This window comes from Streptomyces sp. NPDC008125 (assembly GCF_042957125.1).
In the GTDB taxonomy this organism is placed as follows: domain Bacteria; phylum Actinomycetota; class Actinomycetes; order Streptomycetales; family Streptomycetaceae; genus Streptomyces.
This window is the reverse complement of the sequence record NZ_JBIBHR010000012.1, coordinates 131,856-149,833: the sequence shown is the minus strand read 5'-3', so window position 1 is coordinate 149,833 and position 17,978 is coordinate 131,856. Positions and strand designations below refer to the sequence as shown.

Annotated in this window: 19 protein-coding genes; 11 read left to right on the top strand and 8 right to left on the bottom strand. The window is 72.6% G+C overall.

Going from position 1 to position 17,978, the window contains the following annotated elements; genetic code table 11:
- Nucleotides 1–118: 118 nt before the first annotated feature.
- Nucleotides 119–1,219, top strand: coding sequence for a succinyldiaminopimelate transaminase (gene dapC / locus ACFZAX_RS21560; protein WP_390963461.1), 1,101 nt, complete (start codon nt 119–121; stop codon nt 1,217–1,219).
- Nucleotides 1,220–1,303: 84 nt separating this feature from the next.
- Here the strand turns inward: dapC and ACFZAX_RS21555 are convergent, their stop codons facing one another.
- A complete protein-coding gene (locus tag ACFZAX_RS21555) occupies nt 1,304–1,714 on the bottom strand; it encodes an ATP-binding protein (RefSeq protein WP_390963460.1) in 411 nt (136 codons plus the stop codon).
- Nucleotides 1,715–2,004: 290 nt separating this feature from the next.
- The gene (locus tag ACFZAX_RS21550; RefSeq protein ID WP_390963459.1) at nt 2,005–3,021 is read right to left on the bottom strand and encodes a hypothetical protein; all 1,017 of its coding nucleotides are present in this window, start codon (nt 3,019–3,021) and stop codon (nt 2,005–2,007) included.
- 211 nt (nt 3,022–3,232) lie between these two features.
- On the opposite strand from ACFZAX_RS21550, the gene dapE reads away from it, so the two are divergent.
- Together dapE and ACFZAX_RS21540 are read left to right on the top strand one after the other, a co-directional pair.
- Complete coding sequence (gene dapE / locus ACFZAX_RS21545) at nt 3,233–4,312, top strand: succinyl-diaminopimelate desuccinylase (protein WP_390963458.1); 1,080 nt, start codon at nt 3,233–3,235, stop codon at nt 4,310–4,312.
- Between the two features lie 85 nt (nt 4,313–4,397).
- Entirely contained in the window at nt 4,398–5,183 is a 786-nt protein-coding gene (locus tag ACFZAX_RS21540; protein WP_390963457.1) for a TIGR00730 family Rossman fold protein, read from the top strand.
- A gap of 78 nt (nt 5,184–5,261) precedes the next feature.
- Here the strand turns inward: ACFZAX_RS21540 and folP are convergent, their stop codons facing one another.
- Nucleotides 5,262–6,134, bottom strand: coding sequence for a dihydropteroate synthase (gene folP, locus ACFZAX_RS21535; protein WP_390963455.1), 873 nt, complete (start codon nt 6,132–6,134; stop codon nt 5,262–5,264).
- Between the two features lie 111 nt (nt 6,135–6,245).
- Here folP and ACFZAX_RS21530 point away from each other — a divergent pair, with 111 nt between their 5' ends.
- Both ACFZAX_RS21530 and ACFZAX_RS21525 read left to right on the top strand, forming a co-directional pair.
- Entirely contained in the window at nt 6,246–6,620 is a 375-nt protein-coding gene (locus tag ACFZAX_RS21530; RefSeq protein WP_390963454.1) for a DivIVA domain-containing protein, read from the top strand.
- Nucleotides 6,617–7,204 carry a DNA-3-methyladenine glycosylase I gene (locus ACFZAX_RS21525; RefSeq protein ID WP_390963453.1) on the top strand — a complete coding sequence of 196 codons (588 nt, stop codon included), beginning with the start codon at nt 6,617–6,619 and terminating at the stop codon, nt 7,202–7,204. The genes ACFZAX_RS21530 and ACFZAX_RS21525 overlap by 4 nt, the downstream gene beginning before the upstream one ends.
- 56 nt (nt 7,205–7,260) lie before the next feature.
- Here the strand turns inward: ACFZAX_RS21525 and ACFZAX_RS21520 are convergent, their stop codons facing one another.
- Nucleotides 7,261–8,073, bottom strand: a complete 813-nt coding sequence (locus tag ACFZAX_RS21520; RefSeq protein WP_390963452.1) for an enoyl-CoA hydratase-related protein — start codon at nt 8,071–8,073, stop codon at nt 7,261–7,263.
- Nucleotides 8,074–8,388: 315 nt separating this feature from the next.
- On the opposite strand from ACFZAX_RS21520, the gene ACFZAX_RS21515 reads away from it, so the two are divergent.
- Nucleotides 8,389–8,556 (top strand): DUF3117 domain-containing protein, encoded by a 168-nt coding sequence (locus ACFZAX_RS21515; protein WP_003966491.1) that lies wholly within the window; start codon nt 8,389–8,391, stop codon nt 8,554–8,556.
- A gap of 154 nt (nt 8,557–8,710) precedes the next feature.
- Here the strand turns inward: ACFZAX_RS21515 and ACFZAX_RS21510 are convergent, their stop codons facing one another.
- Nucleotides 8,711–9,376, bottom strand: a complete 666-nt coding sequence (locus ACFZAX_RS21510) for an O-methyltransferase (protein ID WP_386887463.1) — start codon at nt 9,374–9,376, stop codon at nt 8,711–8,713.
- 178 nt (nt 9,377–9,554) lie between these two features.
- Here ACFZAX_RS21510 and sigE point away from each other — a divergent pair, with 178 nt between their 5' ends.
- The 5 genes from sigE (at nt 9,555) to ACFZAX_RS21485 (ending at nt 14,572) form a co-directional block, all read left to right on the top strand.
- Nucleotides 9,555–10,316, top strand: coding sequence for an RNA polymerase sigma factor SigE (gene sigE / locus ACFZAX_RS21505; RefSeq protein ID WP_390963450.1), 762 nt, complete (start codon nt 9,555–9,557; stop codon nt 10,314–10,316).
- Nucleotides 10,313–11,356, top strand: coding sequence for a zf-HC2 domain-containing protein (locus tag ACFZAX_RS21500; RefSeq protein WP_390963449.1), 1,044 nt, complete (start codon nt 10,313–10,315; stop codon nt 11,354–11,356). Before sigE ends, ACFZAX_RS21500 begins: the two co-directional genes overlap by 4 nt.
- A 169-nt stretch (nt 11,357–11,525) precedes the next feature.
- Nucleotides 11,526–13,148 carry a trypsin-like peptidase domain-containing protein gene (locus tag ACFZAX_RS21495; RefSeq protein WP_390963448.1) on the top strand — a complete coding sequence of 541 codons (1,623 nt, stop codon included), beginning with the start codon at nt 11,526–11,528 and terminating at the stop codon, nt 13,146–13,148.
- 120 nt (nt 13,149–13,268) lie between these two features.
- Nucleotides 13,269–13,784 carry a sec-independent translocase gene (locus tag ACFZAX_RS21490; RefSeq protein ID WP_390963447.1) on the top strand — a complete coding sequence of 172 codons (516 nt, stop codon included), beginning with the start codon at nt 13,269–13,271 and terminating at the stop codon, nt 13,782–13,784.
- Between the two features lie 122 nt (nt 13,785–13,906).
- Nucleotides 13,907–14,572, top strand: coding sequence for a hypothetical protein (locus tag ACFZAX_RS21485; RefSeq protein ID WP_390963446.1), 666 nt, complete (start codon nt 13,907–13,909; stop codon nt 14,570–14,572).
- Between the two features lie 187 nt (nt 14,573–14,759).
- Here ACFZAX_RS21485 and ACFZAX_RS21480 read toward each other — a convergent pair whose 3' ends face one another.
- Genes ACFZAX_RS21480 through ACFZAX_RS21470 form a run of 3 tightly spaced genes read right to left on the bottom strand, consistent with a single transcriptional unit; the run spans nt 14,760 to nt 17,760 of the window.
- Nucleotides 14,760–15,893 (bottom strand): P-loop NTPase, encoded by a 1,134-nt coding sequence (locus ACFZAX_RS21480; RefSeq protein ID WP_390963445.1) that lies wholly within the window; start codon nt 15,891–15,893, stop codon nt 14,760–14,762.
- Nucleotides 15,894–15,935: 42 nt separating this feature from the next.
- Entirely contained in the window at nt 15,936–16,496 is a 561-nt protein-coding gene (locus ACFZAX_RS21475) for a DUF1003 domain-containing protein (protein ID WP_390963444.1), read from the bottom strand.
- Nucleotides 16,486–17,760, bottom strand: coding sequence for a magnesium transporter MgtE N-terminal domain-containing protein (locus ACFZAX_RS21470; RefSeq protein WP_390963443.1), 1,275 nt, complete (start codon nt 17,758–17,760; stop codon nt 16,486–16,488). The genes ACFZAX_RS21475 and ACFZAX_RS21470 overlap by 11 nt, the downstream gene beginning before the upstream one ends.
- Between the last annotated feature and the right edge of the window lie 218 nt (nt 17,761–17,978).

Sequence of the window (17,978 nt, the reverse complement as noted above, 5' to 3'; positions counted from 1 at the left end):
CCCGCCTCAGCCGCGCCGCGGTCAGCACCACGCGGCAGCAGATGTGGCGCCCGGTCCCGTACGGCTCGTCACCGTGCGGGACCGCGGTGTTTTCGCCCGTACGAGAAAGCAGAGCTCCGTGTCCGCAGCACTCTCCTCCCGTCTCCCGGAATTTCCCTGGGACCGCCTCGCGCCCCACAAGGCCACCGCCGAAGCCCACCCGGACGGCATCGTGGACCTGTCCATCGGTACCCCCGTCGACCCGGTGCCCGCGGTGATCCAGGAAGCGCTCGCCGCGGCGGCCGACAGCCCCGGCTATCCGACGGTCTGGGGGACGACGGAACTGCGGGACGCGCTCAGCGGCTGGGTGGAGCGGCGCCTCGGCGCGAAGGACGTCACCCACCACCACGTCCTGCCGGTCGTCGGCTCCAAGGAGCTCGTGGCCTGGCTGCCGACCCAGCTCGGCCTGGGCCCCGGCGACAAGGTCGCCTTCCCGGCGCTCGCCTACCCGACGTACGAGATCGGCGCCCGGCTCTGCGGCGCGGAAGCCGTCACCTACGACGACCCGACCACGCTCGACCCGGCCGGGCTCAAGCTGCTCTGGCTGAACTCCCCGTCCAACCCGACCGGTCGCGTGCTCCGCGCCGAGGAACTCAGCCGGATCGTCGCCTGGGCCCGCGCCCACGACATCCTGGTCGTCAGCGACGAGTGCTACCTGGAACTCGGCTGGGAGGCCGAACCGGTCTCGGTGCTCCACCCGGACGTCAGCGGCGGCTCGTTCGACGGCCTCGTCGCCGTCCACTCGCTCTCCAAGCGGTCCAACCTGGCCGGATACAGGGCGGCGTTCATCGCGGGCGACCCGGCCGTCCTCGGCGAACTTCTCCAGATCCGCAAGCACGGCGGCATGATGACCGCCGCCCCGGTGCAGGCGGCCACCGCGGCGGCCCTCGCCGACGACACCCACGTCGCCGAACAGCGCGCCCGCTACGCCGACCGGCGCGCGGCGCTGCGGACGGCGCTGGAGGGCCACGGCTTCCGCGTCGAGCACAGCGAGGCGAGTCTCTACCTCTGGGTGACCCGCGACGAACCCTGCTGGGACACCGTGGCCCACCTGGCCGGACTCGGCATCCTCGTCGCGCCCGGCGAGTTCTACGGCCCGGCCGGAGACCGCTTCGTGCGGGTCGCGTTCACGGCGACCGACGAGCGGGTCGCGGCGGCCGTGAAGCGGCTGACCGCCTGAGCCGCACGGCCCGACCACGCCGAGGGGCCACGGGACCCGGTCCCGTGGCCCCTCGGCGTCGTCTCCTGCGGGTACGCGGCTCGTTCAGCCGCCGAGCGGCAGCGCCCCCGCGAGACGCTCGACGGGCAGCGAGCCGCCGGTCGCCTTGTTGGCGGCGCCACCGAGGACCTCGGCCGTCTGGCCGGTGGTCTTGCCGGCCTTGTCCTTGGCCTCGGGGGCGACCAGCTCGCCCGCCTGGTTCACCGTCTTCGCGGCGACCGGGACGGCCGTGCCGACCAGCTTGCCGCCCGTCTCGTTCAGCGTCTTCGCGCCCTGCTGGGCGGTGCTGTCGAGGGTGCTGCTCAGGTGCGTGCTGTCCAGCTTGGTCAGGCCGCCCAGGTCCGGCGTCTGCGGGAGACCCGCGGCGTTCGCGGCACCGGCCGCGCCGATCACCGGAGCGGCGGCGGCGATCAGCAGGGCGGCGCGGGCGATACGACGGGTCAGGGGGAGGGACATGATGCTCCTTCGGCGGGAAGTTCGGCAGTGCTCGTCCGGCGTTCCGGACGGACTGATCAACTGCGCCGGGGGAGGGGAAGGTTGCGGTGGGCCGAGGTAAAGAGTCGGTAATGCGTCGGATAATCCGCACCCCGGACGCATGGTCCGGGCACGAAGTTCCGGGCCGCCCGGAGTACCGTCACTTCCCTTGTGCCGCAAGGGAAATAGTGCGTTCGTCCAACGCTTCGGGCGGGTATCCGGCCGACCCGGCGGCAGATGGCCGGGATGGCCCCTGCGGGGGATCGGCCGCGCTACTGTGCGAGGCGCATCCGGACCTCGCCGGTGTCTGAATCTGCCGCATCCGCCGGTTTCGTCGCTTCCTTCGATCCTGCCGCGTCCGTGCGCCAGCCCGTACCCGGGGTCCACACCCGGCCCGCGTAGTGGATCTCGTCGATGCCGAGTTCGCCGGAGCGTGCGACCGCCCAGAGCGCCAGCGACCAGCCCCGCCGCGCACCCGCCGTCACGGCGGACGCGCCGGCACCGCCGGCCGCCTCCGCCCCGCCCGTCGCGCGCTCCGGAACCGGCACCGTGACCGTGCGCGTCGCCGCCGGGCCGGCGGACTCCTCGGCCGGCCGGACCCCCTTGCCGAAGTCCCGCACCAGCTCGGTGCGGAGCCGGTCCGGATCGCCCGGGGCGGCGGCCGTCGCGGTGACCGGCGTCGCGCAGTTCAGCGCGGCGGGGATCCGCCCGGTCAGCGCCGACGCCAGGAGCAGCGCGTCCGGCTCGTGCCGCGCGTACGCCTCCGGGAAACCGCTGCGCTGCACGCGCTGCGCCGCCTCCGTCAGCGGCAGGTCCTGGTACCCGCTGATCTTCGCGAGGTGCTCGTAGAACTTTCCGGACGCGTACACGGGGTCCTGGATCTGCTCCGCGGTGCCCCAGCCCTGCGAGGGACGCTGCTGGAAGAGGCCGAGGGAATCCCGGTCGCCGTAGTCGATGTTGCGCAGCTGCGACTCCTGGATCGCGGTCGCCAGCGCGATGGCCACGGCCCGCTCCGGCATCCCTCGCGCGGCCCCCACGGCGGCGATCGTCGCCGCGCTGGCGGCCTGGTCGGCGCCCATCTCGTACGTCTGTTCCTCGGCGTCCTTCGTGCCGTCGTCGTAGCGCACCTCGCAGCCGGTCAGCAGGTCCTTGCTGCCGGAGAGGTACTGCACCGCGAGATAACCGGCCAGCGCCGCGAGCACGACGAACGCCGCCAGCACCTGGTAGAGGCGGCGGCGGCCGGAGCGGTGGCCGGTGGGGGAGGAGAGTGTCGTCCGAGGCACGGGCATACCGTACTGGAGGGTACGGGGCGGGCCGGGATCCGTGCGGCCGCGAGAACCCCCGCCCGGAACGCCCCGGTGTCCGCCGGACGTTTCCCCCGTCTTCCCCCGGACTTCCCCTGTCTTCCCCCGGACTTCCCCGGTCTTTCCCCCGCCGTCCCCGGCCGCCCCCAGCGTCCCCCGGCAGAGTCGGGCCCGCCGGAGTAATAGGGTCGGAGCCATGGCCGAACGCACGCTTGACCTCGCTCTGGACGCAGCCGCACTCACCGCCCGGCTCGTCGACTTCCCGTCGGTGAGCGGGCAGGAGAAGGACCTGGCGGACGCCATCGAGGCGGCGCTGCGCGCACTGCCGCACCTGACCGTCGACCGGCACGGCAACAACGTGGTCGCCCGCACCCACCTCGGCCGCCCCGAACGCGTGGTCCTGGCCGGTCACATCGACACCGTGCCGATCGCCGACAACGTGCCCTCCCGGCTCGACGAGAACGGCATCCTCTGGGGCTGCGGCACCTCCGACATGAAGTCCGGCGTCGCCGTCCAGCTGCGGATCGCCGCGACCGTGCCCGAGCCCAACCGCGACCTCACCTTCGTCTTCTACGACAACGAAGAGGTCGCCGCCCACCTCAACGGCCTCGGCCACGTCACCGCCGCCCACCCCGACTGGCTCGAAGGCGACTTCGCCGTCCTCCTGGAGCCCTCCGACGCGCAGGTCGAGGGCGGCTGCCAGGGCACGCTCCGCGTGATCCTGCACACCGAGGGCGAACGCGCCCACTCCGCCCGCAGCTGGATGGGGTCCAACGCCATCCATTCCGCCACCCCGATCCTCGCGGCGCTCGCCGCGTACGAACCGCGCCGCCCGGTCATCGACGGCCTCGAATACCGCGAGGGACTCAACGCGGTGAAGATCGAGGGCGGCGTCGCCAGCAACGTGATCCCGGACGCCTGCACCGTCACCGTCAACTACCGCTACGCCCCCGACCGCACCGCCGAGGAGGCCATCGCGCACGTCCGCGAGGTCTTCGCCGACTGCCCGATCACCGGGTTCACGGTGGACGACCACTCCACCGCCGCCATGCCGGGCCTCTCGCACCCCGCCGCGAAGGCGTTCATGGAGGCCGTCGGCGGCACCGCCCAGCCGAAGTTCGGCTGGACCGACGTCTCCCGGTTCGGCGACCTCGGTGTCCCCGCCGTCAACTACGGTCCCGGAGACGCGCTCTACGCCCACAAGCGCGACGAACACGTGGCGACCGCACGGATCACCCACTGCGAGGAGCGCCTGCGCTCCTGGCTCACCAGCTGACCCACGGCATTACCCCGCCCGTAACCTCGACCGATCTAGGCTGACGGGGAACAGCCACAACGCAGGTCGGTGGAGGGAGCAGGTCATGGGCAACCCGGAGGACGCGCGGATTCCCGAGCACGCAGAGATCCCCGAGGGGGCGGTCAAGCCCGAGGAACAGCGGCTCGGCCCGGTGCTGCGCCGCAGGGACCAGGTGCAGCCCGGCACGACCGATCAGCGGCTGCTGGACTCCGAGGACGACTCGGAATGGGTGCACACCGACCCCTGGCGGGTCATGCGCATCCAGTCCGAGTTCGTCGAAGGGTTCGGGGCGCTCGCCGAGCTGCCCAGCGCGATCAGCGTCTTCGGCTCCGCCCGCACCGCGGCGGACACCCCGGAGTACGACGCCGGGGTGCGGATCGGCCGGGCGCTCGTCGACGCGGGCTTCGCCGTCATCACCGGCGGCGGCCCCGGCGCGATGGAGGCCGCCAACAAGGGCGCCAGGGAAGCGAAGGGGATCTCGGTCGGCCTCGGCATCGAGCTGCCCTTCGAATCCGGGCTGAACCCGCACGTCGACATCGGCGTCAACTTCCGCTACTTCTTCGTCCGTAAGACGATGTTCGTCAAGTACGCCCAGGGCTTCGTCGTCCTCCCCGGCGGCCTCGGCACCCTGGACGAACTCTTCGAGGCGCTGACCCTCGTCCAGACCGGCAAGGTCACCCGCTTCCCGATCGTGCTCTTCGGCTCCGCCTACTGGAGCGGTCTCGTCGACTGGCTCCGGAACACCGTGGTCGCCCAGGGCAAGGCGTCCGAGAAGGACCTGCTGCTCTTCCACGTCACCGACGACGTGGACGAGGCGGTGGCCCTGGTGACGAAGGAGGTCGGCCGGTAGGCCCCCTCCCCGCCGGTTTTCCGGTGCGCCCCCGGCCGTCCGGCCCCTCCCGGGGCCGGACGGCCGGGGCCCGGCACCCTACGCCAGCCCGCGCCGCGCCACCGCGGGCGGCCGGTGTCCGGCGATCGACGCGACCATGTCCAGCACCTGACGGGTCTCCGCCACTTCGTGCACCCGGTACACCTGGGCCCCCAGCCACGCGGAGACCGCCGTGGTCGCGAGCGTCCCGATCACCCGCTCCTTCACCGGGCGGTCCAGGGTCTCGCCGACGAAGTCCTTGTTGGAGAGCGAGACCAGCACCGGCCAGCCGGTCGCCGTCATCTCGTCGAGGCGCCGGGTCGCCTCCAGCGAGTGCCGGGTGTTCTTCCCGAAGTCGTGACCGGGATCGATCATGATCCCGTCCCGCCGCACCCCCAGCTCCACCGCCCGCCCGGCCAGCCCCACGGTGACCCGCAGGATGTCCTCCATCACGTCCCCGTACTCCACCCGGTGCGGGCGGGTACGCGGCTCCGCGCCCCCCGCGTGGGTGCAGACCAGCCCCGCACCGTACCGGGCGGCGACCTCCGCCAGTTTCGGGTCCACCCCGCCCCACGCGTCGTTCAGCACGTCGGCGCCGGCCTCGCACACCGCCTCGCCCACGTCGTGCCGCCAGGTGTCCACGCTGATCACCACGTCCGGGTGGCGGCGGCGGACCTCCGCGACGAACCCGACCGTGCGGCGCGCCTCCTCCTCGGCGGACACCTCCTCGCCCGGTCCCGCCTTCACACCGCCGATGTCGATGATCGCGGCGCCCTCTGCGACCGCCTGCTCGACCCGGGCGAGCGCCGGCTCGTCCCGGAACGTGGCGCCCTGGTCGTAGAAGGAGTCGGGGGTCCGGTTCACGATTGCCATGATCACCGGTTCGTGCGGACCGAATTCCCGCCGTCCCAGCCTGAGTGGACCGCTTCGCATCCCGTGTTCCTCCTCGTAGATCGACCCTGGGGCCGAACCAACGACCCTAACTGTCACTGCCGCATGGCACGATCGGACCCGGACTGATTCCCGCCCTCTGGGGAGGCGCACGTGTTCTTGTTCCTGCTGCTCGCGATGGTCGTGGTCGTCGGCGCGGTCACCCTTGCCGTGGTCGGTGGGGGCGACCGCACGGTGCTCCAGGACACCGCGCCCGAGTTCCCCACCGACCCACTGCCGGTGACCCGGCCCCTGGTCACCGCCGACATGGAGCAGCTCCGGCTGCCGATGGCCGTACGCGGCTACCGCATGGCCGACGTCGACGAGGCGCTCGACCGGGTCGCGGCCGAGCTGGCCGAACGCGACGCCCGGATCGCCGACCTGGAGTCGGCGCTCGCCGGAGCGCTCGCCCAGGGCGCCCCCGGCCCCGGACTCGACAAGCGGCCCACCGACCAGAAGCCCGGCGACGACGACGGAGAGACCCCATGAGCGGCGGAGCCGAACCGGGCCCGGACGGCAGGCCGCGCTGCCCCTGGGGCCTCAGCACCGAGGACTACCTCGCCTACCACGACACCGAGTGGGGCCGGCCGGTCCACGGCGACGACGCGCTCTTCGAACGCCTCTGCCTGGAGGCGTTCCAGTCCGGACTCTCCTGGCTGACGATCCTGCGCCGCCGGGAGGGCTTCCGCGCCGCCTTCGCCGGGTTCGAGATCGCCGAGGTCGCACGGTTCACCGACGCCGACAAGGAGCGCCTCCTCGCCGACGCCGGCATCATCCGCAACCGCGCCAAGATCGACGCCACCCTCGCCAACGCCCAGGTGCTCGCCGCGTGGGCCCCCGGCGAGCTGGACGAACTGATCTGGTCGTACGCCCCCGATCCGGCCACCCGGCCCGCCCCCCGCCGACTCGGGGACGTGGTGGCCGTCACCCCGGAGTCCACCGCGCTCGCCAAGGCGCTGAAGAGGCGGTCCGTACGCTTCGTCGGCCCGACCACCGCCCATGCCCTGATGCAGGCGTGCGGCCTGGTGGACGACCACCTCGCCGACTGCGTGGCGCGGGGCGCCACCGGCTGACACCGGGCCTCCGGCCGCCCGGTACGCGGCCCGGTGTCAGGCCTCACTTCCGGGCCTCACTTCCCGAGGTACCGCGGCTTCTCCTTGGCGAGGAACGCCTTCACCGCGATGGTGTGGTCCTGCGAGGCACCCGCCGCCGTCTGGAGTTCGTCCTCCTTCTCCAGCGTCTCGGCCAGGGTGTGCCCCGCGCCGTACGCCATCGACGCCTTCAGCGCCGCGTAGGCCACGGTCGGCCCGTCCGCCAGCGCGCGCGCCACCGCCGCGGCCTCGGCCGCGAGGCCGGCCGCCGGGACGACCCGGTTGACCAGGCCCAGCTCGTACGCCTCGGCCGCCGTGATCGACCGCGGGAAGAGCAGCAGGTCGGCGGCGCGGCTCGGGCCGACCAGCCGGGGCAGCGTCCAGGACATCCCGGAGTCGGCGGTCAGCGCGACCCCCGCGAACGAGGTGTTGAAGGAGGCGGTGTCGGCGACCACCCGGTAGTCGGCGGCGAGCGCGAAGCCGAAACCGGCCCCCGCGGCGACCCCGTTCACCCCCGCCACGACCGGCTTCTCCATCTCCGTGATGGCGAGCACGATCGGGTTGTAGTGCTCGCTCACCGTGCTCAGCGCGTTGCCGCCGCCCGTCTCCTGCGCGGCCGCCAGGGAGGCGACGTGCTCCTTCAGGTCCTGGCCGACGCAGAAGGCGCGTCCGGTGGCCGTGAGGAGGACGGCGCGCACCGAGGAGTCACCGGCGGCGGCGCGCAGCGCGTCCCGCAGGGCGACCTTCGCCGCCGTGTTCATGGCGTTCATCGCGTCCGGCCTGTTGAGGGTGATCGTCGCCAGCCCGTCGCTCACCTCGTAGAGCACGGTGCTCGCCAGTTCCTCGGCCATGGTGGTGTCCCCTCGCTGTCCAGGTTCGGTGCTTCGCCAGGCAAGCATGGCCGACGCCCCGCCGGGCCGACATGTGACCTGCGTCTAACGATTGGCTCTCACCTCGGGCCGCGAGGGGGCGAAGTATCGCAGCCGGATCGCCGAATTGGGTGGTTTTGGTGGTGTGCGTTGCGCAAGCGATGCCGATCGATGTTGGTCATCGGGGTGCCGCATGCGGGATAATGACCTGGAAGCAATGTGTTCGATGCCGGTGAGGCAGCGCCTGTCATGGGGCCGCCGGTTGCGATTGAGCTGGTTTCAGGAAGGGGAACGAGCATGGCGGCCATGAAGCCGCGGACGGGCGACGGCCCGCTCGAGGTGACAAAGGAGGGGCGGGGCATCGTCATGCGCGTTCCGCTCGAAGGCGGCGGTCGGCTTGTTGTCGAGCTGACTCCGGACGAGGCAGACGCGCTCGGCGACGCGCTCAAGAAGGTTGTCGGCTGACCTTCCGCGCGCCCACACTTCACTTCTGCCCCGGCACGGTCCACCGTGCCGGGGCAGAAGCGTGTCCGGGGCCGTACACGAAGAGGGAGCGCGGCCGGCGGCCGTGCGTGTGCCCCGGCCCGGGGCCGGGGCGCCCGGCCCGGATCCTGGGCGCTCAGCCGCGGCGGACCGCGCAGAGCAGCCCGTCGCCGACCGGCAGCAGCGTGGACATCAGCTCCTGGCTCTCCCGCACCGCCCGCAGCAGCTCCCGGATGCGCTGGACCTCGGCGGGCTGGGCAGCCGCGTCGACCGTACGGCCGTCCGCGAAGACCCCCTCGAAGCAGACGACCCCGCCCCGGCGGAGCAGACGCAACGATTCGGCCAGGTACTCCAGGCTCTCCAGCCGGTCGCCGTCGCAGAAGACGAGGTCGTACCCGCCGTCCGCGAGGCGCGGCAGGACGTCCAGCGCACGGCCGGGGATGAAACGCGACCGGTTGGTGGCGAACCCCGCCGAGCGGAACGCCTCACGGGCGAACTGCTGACGCTCCGGCTCGGGGTCGACCGTGGTCAGCACCCCGTCCGGGCGCATCCCGTTCAGCAGGTAGATGCCGGACACGCCGGTACCGGTGCCGATTTCCGCCACCGCCTTGGCGTCCGCCGCGGCGGCGAGCAGCCGCAGTGCGGCACCCGTGCCGGGGGAGACGGAGCGGATCCCGAACGACCTGGACCGCTCGCGGGCCAGGTACAGAGCCTCGTCCTCGGGGACAAAGGCGTCGGCGAACGCCCAGCTCGTCTGCCGGTTGGCGGTAATGACCCTCTCCTGTCCCCGTAGTTGGCGCAACGGTGACTGTATCCGCTGCGCAGGGGAACCCGCAGATGGGACCGGACGTTGGGGAGGGAGAGGGGAAAGCGCCCGAAGGGGGCCCGCGGATCGGGCCCACCGGACCGGCGGGAGCAGGCCCCGGGCATGGCCCGGCCCCTCGAAAAAGGCTTATACGGAGCTAACGGGCGAGGTGGCTATGGTAGGGGCTCCACTGGACACCACCAGAGCCGACAGGGGAGGTGCGGCTGCGCCTGGGGATCGGGGAGGTGCGCTGCGGCGCTTTCTCAGGTCGGCGGGTGAGCCGAAATCCGTGACCAACAAAGCTGACCGTTCTTCCAACGATTCCGCAACGACCGCGACCTTCGCCTCCGACACGGAATCCCCGGCGTGGACCCCGCCCTCATGGGAAGAGATCGTCAGCACCCACAGCGGTCGCGTGTACCGACTCGCGTACCGGCTGACGGGCAACCAGCACGATGCGGAGGACCTCACCCAAGAGGTGTTCGTCCGCGTCTTCCGGTCGCTGTCGACGTACACCCCCGGCACCTTCGAGGGGTGGCTGCACCGCATCACCACCAACCTCTTCCTCGACATGGTCCGCCGTAAGCAGCGGATCCGTTTCGACTCCCTCGGGGACGACGCGGCCGAGCGGCTGCCCAGCCGTGAGCCGTCGCCGCAGCAGGCGTTCAACGACACCCACTTCGACGCGGACGTGCAGCAGGCGCTGGACACCCTCGCGCCCGAGTTCCGTGCCGCCGTGGTGCTCTGCGACATCGAGGGACTGAGCTACGAAGAAATCGCGGCCACTCTCGGCGTCAAGCTGGGCACCGTGCGCAGCCGCATCCACCGAGGCCGTTCGCATCTGCGCAAGGCGCTCAAGCACCGGTCTCCCGAAGCCCGCGCCGAACAGCGCTCCCTGGCGGGCGCGGTCCTCGTGGGGGAGGGCGGAACGGCGTGACCCCCACAGGCCCCACCCCTGCCGAGCAGCACTTGGGGGACCGGCTCGCCGCCCTGGTCGACGGCGAGCTCAAGCACGACGCCCGCGAACGCGTCCTGGCCCACCTCGCCACCTGCGCCCGCTGCAAGGCGGAAGCCGATGCCCAACGGCGGGTCAAGTCCGTGTTCGCGCAGACGGCTCCCCCCTCACCCAGCGAGGGCTTCCTCGCCCGCCTCCAGGGCCTTCCCGGGGGCACGGGCACCGGGACCGACGACGGATTCCCGCGCGGGCCCTTCGGCCCCGACGGGCGGCCGGTCGACGACTACCGCCTTCCGGGCGGCCCCTCGGACAGCCGGCGGACGGAGAGGGCCCCCTCGCCGCTGGACGGCTTCGGCTACCTCCCCACCGCGCACGGACCGGGCTCCGTGCTGCCCGGTGGTGCCATCGGTTCCGGCTTCCGCATACAGGAGGTGGCCCGCGAGGCCGACCGCTCCCCGTGGCGGGCCCGCCGATTCGCGTTCGCGGCCGCCAGCGCCGTCTCGCTGGCGGCGATCGCCCTGGGCGGCGCCATCCCGGTGGACGACGCGTTCGACGTTCCGCTGCGGGCCGAGGGAGCCGGTTCCGCGACGACCCCGCTCGACGCCGACGAACGCGCGGCGAGCGGAATCGCCTCGGCCAGCCGGGGCAGCTCCCAGGGCGGCGCCCTCTCCGTGGAGGACCGTTCCGGCATCACCTCCACCTTCGCGGCGTCCTCCGCACCGGTGGGGCTCACCACCGCCACCTCGCCGGCCCTGTCCGGCGCCGGCACCCTCCTCGGGGCCGGGCAGGAGCGTACGCAGCCGACGCGCAAGGTCTCGCTGGCCTCGCTGATATGCCCCAGCACGGCGTCCCCGCTCCTCGCGCCGCTCTTTCCCGCCGTAGCCGCCCAGCCGAGGGCCACCGCCGGCGTTGCCGCTCCGTCCCCGTCGGCCCCGGCGCCTTCCGCCGCGTCGTCCGCCGCCCCGTCCCCGTCCGCCACGCCCCTCTCGGCCCTGTCGTCACCGCGGCAGGCGCTGCGCTGAGTCCCCCCGCGCCGGGCATGCCCGGCGCGGGACCGGCATCCTCCGGGGGCCCGCACAGCCGGGCCCCTCACCCACTCCCCGCCGTCGCCGCTCGCCCCGCCGGAAACCTGGTTGAATGCCGCTCGGAGCGCTCCGGGGAGGGCGTGCGGAGGCCATGTGCGGGGAGAGTATGGACGAGGGAAAGCCCAGCGGACCGAAGCCGAAGTGGTGGAGCCGCCCCGCGACGGGGCCCGCGCCCCTGGCTCCGGAACCCGCCCCCGCGCCGGTCGCCGACGGACCGTCCGCGCCGGTCGCCGACGTCCTCGCCCCGGGCGCCGGCGGACCCGCCCCGGCCGCCGACACCCCCGCGCCGGTCGCCGACGGACCCGCCCCCACCGTCCCGGAGGTCCCCGGGCCCCGTACCCCCGGCGCCGCGCGCCCGCTGCACGAGCCCGACGAGTACGGCACCCCGCCCTACGGCGGCCCCGGCCCCTGGGCGCCCGCCCCGCCGGTCCAGCACCCGGCCACCACCCCGGCGCACGGCACCCCCGTGCCCGGCGGGTACGCCGGGCACGGAGCCCGCGCGACGGCTCCCGGAACGCCCTGGCAGCACTACGACCCGTGGGCCGCGGACTCCCCGCAGCAGCCGCTGGTCCGGACCTGCCCGGGAACGCCGGGGGTCCTCCCGGCGGGGTCGCGTCCGAGTGGGCGGCGCGGATCGCTGCTCGTCGGGGCCGTACTCCTCGCGCTGGTCGCGGGCGCCATCGGCGGCGGGGTCGGCGCGTACGTCGAACGGAACGGCGGCCTCACCACCGTGCACCTCCCGCAGGCCGACGGCGTGCCCGCCGGCCGGGCACCGGACAGCGTCGCCGGGATCGCCGCGAGCGCCCTGCCGGGCGTCGTCACCCTGCACGTCAGTGGCAGCGAGGAATCCGGCACGGGCACCGGGTTCGTTCTCGACGGCCAGGGCCACATCCTCACCAACAACCACGTCGTCGCGCCCGCCGGTCAGTCCGGCGACATCACCGTGACGTTCAGCGGCGGCGAGAGCGCGAGCGCCGAGGTGGTCGGCACGGACAGCGGCTACGACCTGGCCGTGGTCAAGGTCAGCGGGGTCTCCGGGCTGCGCCCGCTGGCTCTCGGCAACTCCGACAACGTCGAGGTCGGCGACCCGGTGGTGGCCATCGGTGCCCCGTACGACCTGTCGAACACCGTCACCTCCGGGATCATCAGCGCCAAGCAGCGCCCGATCACCGCCGGCGGCGAGGAGGCCGGTTCCACCGACGTCAGCTACGTCGACGCCCTCCAGACCGACGCGCCCATCAACCCCGGCAACTCCGGCGGTCCGCTCCTCGACGCCCAGGCACAGGTGATCGGCATCAACAGCGCCATCCGCGCGGCCGACACCGGCTCTTCCGGGACCGGCGCCCAGGCGGGGTCGATCGGCCTCGGGTTCGCCATACCGATCAACCAGGGCAAGCGGGTCGCCGAGGAACTCATCAACACCGGCAAGGCCACCCACCCGGTCATCGGCGTCACCCTCGACATGGAGTACCTGGGCGACGGCGCGAAGGTGAACACCGGGGGCGAGGGGGGTTCCGCCGCCGTCACCGAGGGCGGCCCCGGCGACCTGGCGGGCATCCGGCCGGGCGACGTCATCACGGCGGTGGACGGAGTACGCGTCCACAACGGCGAGGAGCTCATCGTGAAGATCCGGGCCCACCGCCCCGGCGACCGGCTCGTCCTGAAGCTCACACGCGGGGGTAAAGAGCTGTCCATGACTTTGACCCTGGGGTCCGTGACCGGCACCTGAACGTCCACGCGAGGTACCGTCCGTACAGCTTGGCCAGGTACCGTTTGCACGGCCGGACTCTCCGGCCGGGCCGGTGGGAGACCACGCGACGAACACGCGGAGCACACGAGGAGCGGCACAGTGTTCAACGACATAGGCGCACTTGAGCTGCTTACTCTCGGGATTCTCGCCGTCCTGGTCTTCGGCCCCGACAAGCTGCCGAAGGTCATCCAGGACGTCACGCGCACCATCCGCAAGATCCGCGAGTTCTCGGACAGTGCCAAGGAAGACATCCGCTCCGAGCTGGGACCGCAGTTCAAGGACTTCGAGTTCGAGGACCTGAACCCGAAGACGTTCATCCGCAAGCAGCTGATGGACGGCGAGGACGATCTCGGGCTCAAGGAGATCCGCGAGAGCTTCGACCTCCGCAAGGAGATCACCGACATGACCGACGCCGTGCACGGCCGCGAGAGCGTGGCCTCCGCGGCGGCGGCGACGGTGGCCGCCCCGGCCGGGTCCGACGCCGGCACGCCGGCGAAGTCCCCCGCTGCCGGCCCCCTGGCGAAGACGGACCCCCTGGCGAAGGCGGACCCCTTGAAGAAGGCCGCTCCGGCCGTCCAGGACGACCGTCCGCCGTTCGACGCCGACGCCACCTGAGACCCGTCAATCCCGGCTCGTCCGGACGGTATGGCTATTCTCCATCTGTCCGGTTGCGAGGATGCCCGAGCCCGCGGGGGGCGGGCCGCTCCGGATCTGAGATCGAGGAGGCGGCCGGGCAGATGGAGACCACGAGTCGGGTTGACACGGATGGCACGCCCAGCACGGACACCGCGGAGGCGGAGGGGGTGCCTTCGGCCCGGCCTGCGGTCGTCGACGGTTATCTGCAGGCGTCCTTCCCCTGGTACGCGCTGGACGAGGCGTTCACCGGTCCGCGCCGACTGGCGCCGGTCGGCCGGGCGGCGGACGGCACCGTCCAGCACGGCGCGATCGGCCACGGCGACGAGCCGCTGGCCCGCCCCGACGCGGGCCCCGAGAAGGACCGGTTCGCCGTCGTGGTGACCGTGGCCAGCAGCCCCGTACGCGGCAGCGGTGACGGCACCGGCACCCTGGAGGCCACCACGGTGTCCACGGCGGCCTGGCTGGCAGGCTCCGGGCTGCTGGCCTGCACCTGGCCGCAGCAGCTCGACCACGGCCTGCGTGACGACTGGCTCGACCAGCAGACGGAGATCGCGTTCGAGCTCGCCGACGAGCTGGACGAGGCGCCCTGGTCGACCCTCTCACTGCCGGTGGACGGCGTGCCGGTCGAGTTCCACTACCGCGAGTCCGAGTTCGGCTGGGTGCTGGCCGGGTCCGCGAAGGGCGTGCACCTCGGCGCGTACGGGCGGGGGATGAGCGCGTACGGGCTGGGCTTCTCGGCCGTCGAGGACGTCGCCGCCTACGCCTGAGCCGTACGCGGCACGGGCTTACGCGGCACGGGCGTGACGCGGTACCGGCCGGACGCACGAGGAGCCGGCCGGACGCACGAGGAGCCGGCCGGACGCACGAGGAGCCGGCCGGACGCACGAGGAGCCGGCCGGACGCACGAGGAGCCGGGCGGTCCGTTTTCCCACGGACCGCCCGGCTCCCGCCGTCTCAGAACTTGTTGCGCGGGGTGATGCCCAGCGACATGCCGGACAGGCCGCGCTGACGGCCTCCCAGCTTCTCCGCGATGGAGCGCAGTGCCCGGCCCGCGGGGGAGTCCGGGTCGGAGAGCACGACCGGCTTGCCCTCGTCGCCGCCCTCGCGGAGCCGTACGTCGATCGGGATCGAGCCGAGCACCGGCACCTCGGCGCCGACCGTCTTCGTCAGACCGTCGGCCACCCGCTGACCGCCGCCGCTGCCGAACACGTCGACCATCTCGTCGCAGTGCGGGCACGGCATGCCCGACATGTTCTCCACGACCCCGGCGATCTTCTGGTGCGTCTGCACCGCGATCGAACCGGCCCGCTCGGCCACCTCGGCCGCCGCCTGCTGCGGGGTGGTGACGACGAGGATCTCGGCGTTCGGCACCAGCTGGGCCACCGAGATCGCGATGTCCCCGGTGCCCGGCGGCAGGTCGAGCAGGAGGACGTCGAGGTCGCCCCAGTAGACGTCGGCGAGGAACTGCTGGAGCGCGCGGTGCAGCATCGGGCCGCGCCAGACCACCGGGGCGTTGCCCGGGGTGAACATGCCGATGGAGATGACCTTCACGCCGTGCGCCGACGGCGGCATGATCATGTTCTCGACCTGGGTGGGCCGCCCGTCGGCGCCGAGCATGCGGGGCACGCTGTGGCCGTAGATGTCCGCGTCCACCACGCCGACCTTCAGCCCGTCGGCCGCCATCGCCGCCGCGAGGTTGACCGTCACCGAGGACTTGCCGACGCCGCCCTTGCCGGACGCGACCGCGTAGACGCGGGTGAGCGAGCCGGGCTTGGCGAAAGGCACCTCGCGCTCGGCGGTGCCGCCGCGCAGCGCGCCCGCCAGCTCCTTGCGCTGCTCGTCGCTCATCACGTCGAGGGTGACCTCGACCCGCGAAACGCCCTCCACCGCGGCGACCGCGTCGGTCACGTTCCTGGTGATGGTCTCGCGCATCGGGCAGCCGGAGACCGTGAGGTACACCGTGACAGCCACCACACCGTCAGGATCGATCTCGACCGATTTCACCATGCCGAGTTCGGTGATCGGACGGTGGATCTCCGGGTCGTTCACTGTCGCCAGTGCTTCGCGCACCGCGTCTTCCGTAGCCATACGACGATGTTACGGCGCGCGACGCTACGCGCGGGTAGCCCTTCAGCGGTCGCCTTCGTCACTCTCGGACGGCAGGAGGACGCGCCGGTCCTCCAGATCCCTCAGGAGGTCCTCCAGCTCCGAGCGGATCCAGTCGCGGGTGGCGACCTCGCCGAGCCCCATCCGCAGCGCCGCGATCTCCCGGGTGAGGAACTCGGTGTCGGCGATGGACCGCTCGTTCTGCTTGCGGTCCTGCTCGTGGGTGACCCGGTCCCGGTCGTCCTGCCGGTTCTGCGCGAGCAGGATCAGCGGCGCCGCGTACGAGGCCTGGAGCGAGAGCATCAGCGTCAGGAAGATGAACGGGTACTCGTCGAACCGCAGCGCGGTCGGCGCGAAGATGTTCCAGAGCACCCAGACGATGATGATCAGCGTCATCCAGACGATGAACCGCCCGGTGCCCAGGAAACGCGCGATCCGCTCCGAGAACCGGCCGAACGCCTCGGGGTCGTACTCCGGCAGGAGCCGGCGGCGCGGCGCCTTCGGCTGGTCCAGCCGGAACCTGGGCGGGCGCACCATCCCGGACGAACCGGTGGACACCGCCTTCGAGCGCTCCTCAGCGGCCACGGGGGATCCCCTCCTCGCCGTGGAAGTCGGTCTCCCGCCAGTCCTCCGGCAGCAGGTGGTCGAGTACGTCGTCGACGGTCACCGCGCCCAGCAGCGACCCGCTCTCGTCCACCACGGGAACCGAGACCAGGTTGTACGCGGCCAGATAGCTGGTCACCACCGTCAGCGGGGTGTGCGGCGGCAGCGGTACGAGGTCGCTGTCCACGATCGAGCTGACCAGCGCGAACGGCGGATCCCGCAGCAGCCGCTGGAAGTGCACGGTGCCGAGGTACTTGCCGGTGGGCGTCTCGTCGGGCGACCGGCAGACGTACACCTGCGCGGCGAGCGCCGGGGAGAGGTCCGACTGCCGCACCCGGGCGAGCGCGTCCGCGACCGTGGCGTCCGGGCGCAGCACGATCGGCTCGGTCGTCATCAGACCGCCCGCCGTCCGCTCCTCGTAACTCATCAGCCGCCGCACGTCGGCCGCGTCGTCCGGACGCATCAGCGTCAGCAGCCGCTCCTTGTCCTCCTCGGGCAGCTCGGAGAGCAGGTCCGCCGCGTCGTCCGGGTCCATCGCCTCCAGCACGTCCGCCGCGCGCTCCTCCTTCAGCTTGCCGAGGATCTCCACCTGGTCGTCCTCCGGCAGCTCCTCCAGCACGTCGGCGAGCCGGTCGTCGTCGAGGGCGGCGGCCACCTCCGCCCGGCGCTTGGGCGTCAGATGGTGCAGCGCGTTGGCGACGTCGGCGGGGCGCAGCCGTTCGAAGGTGGCGACCAGGCTCTCGGCGCCCTGCCCGTGCTCCTCCAGTGCGAAGCCGCTGACCGCCGACCAGTCGACGGTCAGCGTCTCCCCCTTGCGGCGCAGCGCCCCGCCGCGCCCCTTGCGGACGAAGTACTTGTCGATCTCCCAGTCGCGGCGGGCCGGCAGCTGGTGGATGGCCACGTCGAGGACGGTGACCTCCTCGCCGGACTCCGCGAGCCGCACCCGCCGGTCCAGGAACTCGCCGAGCACCAGGCGCTCGGTGGGACGCTGCTCGAAGCGGCGCATGTTGACCACGCCGGTGGTGATGACCTGACCGGACTCGACGCCCGTCACCCGGGTCATCGGCAGGAAGATGCGCCGCCGGCTGACCACCTCCACCACCATGCCGAGCAGCCGCGGCGGCCGGCCGCCGACGCGCAGCATCGCCACCAGATCGCGGACCCGGCCGACCTGGTCGCCGTTGGGGTCGAAGACCGGGACTCCGGAGAGGTGCGAGACGAAGACCCTGGGCGCGCCCGATGCCATTGCGCACCCCTTCCGTGCCGGTTGCCGCGTGCGATGCCTGACGTGGCCATTTCACGGTACGTCAGGGGCGTCGATGACGCCGCCATGCCGGATTCAGGCTAGCCCGTACCCCTGCGTACCGCTCCGTACCGGCCCCGGAGCGCGTCCGGACGGCTCCCTTCCGGACGGCGCCCGAACCCCGGGTACGCTGCCGCTTGCCATCCCACACGTATACGAGA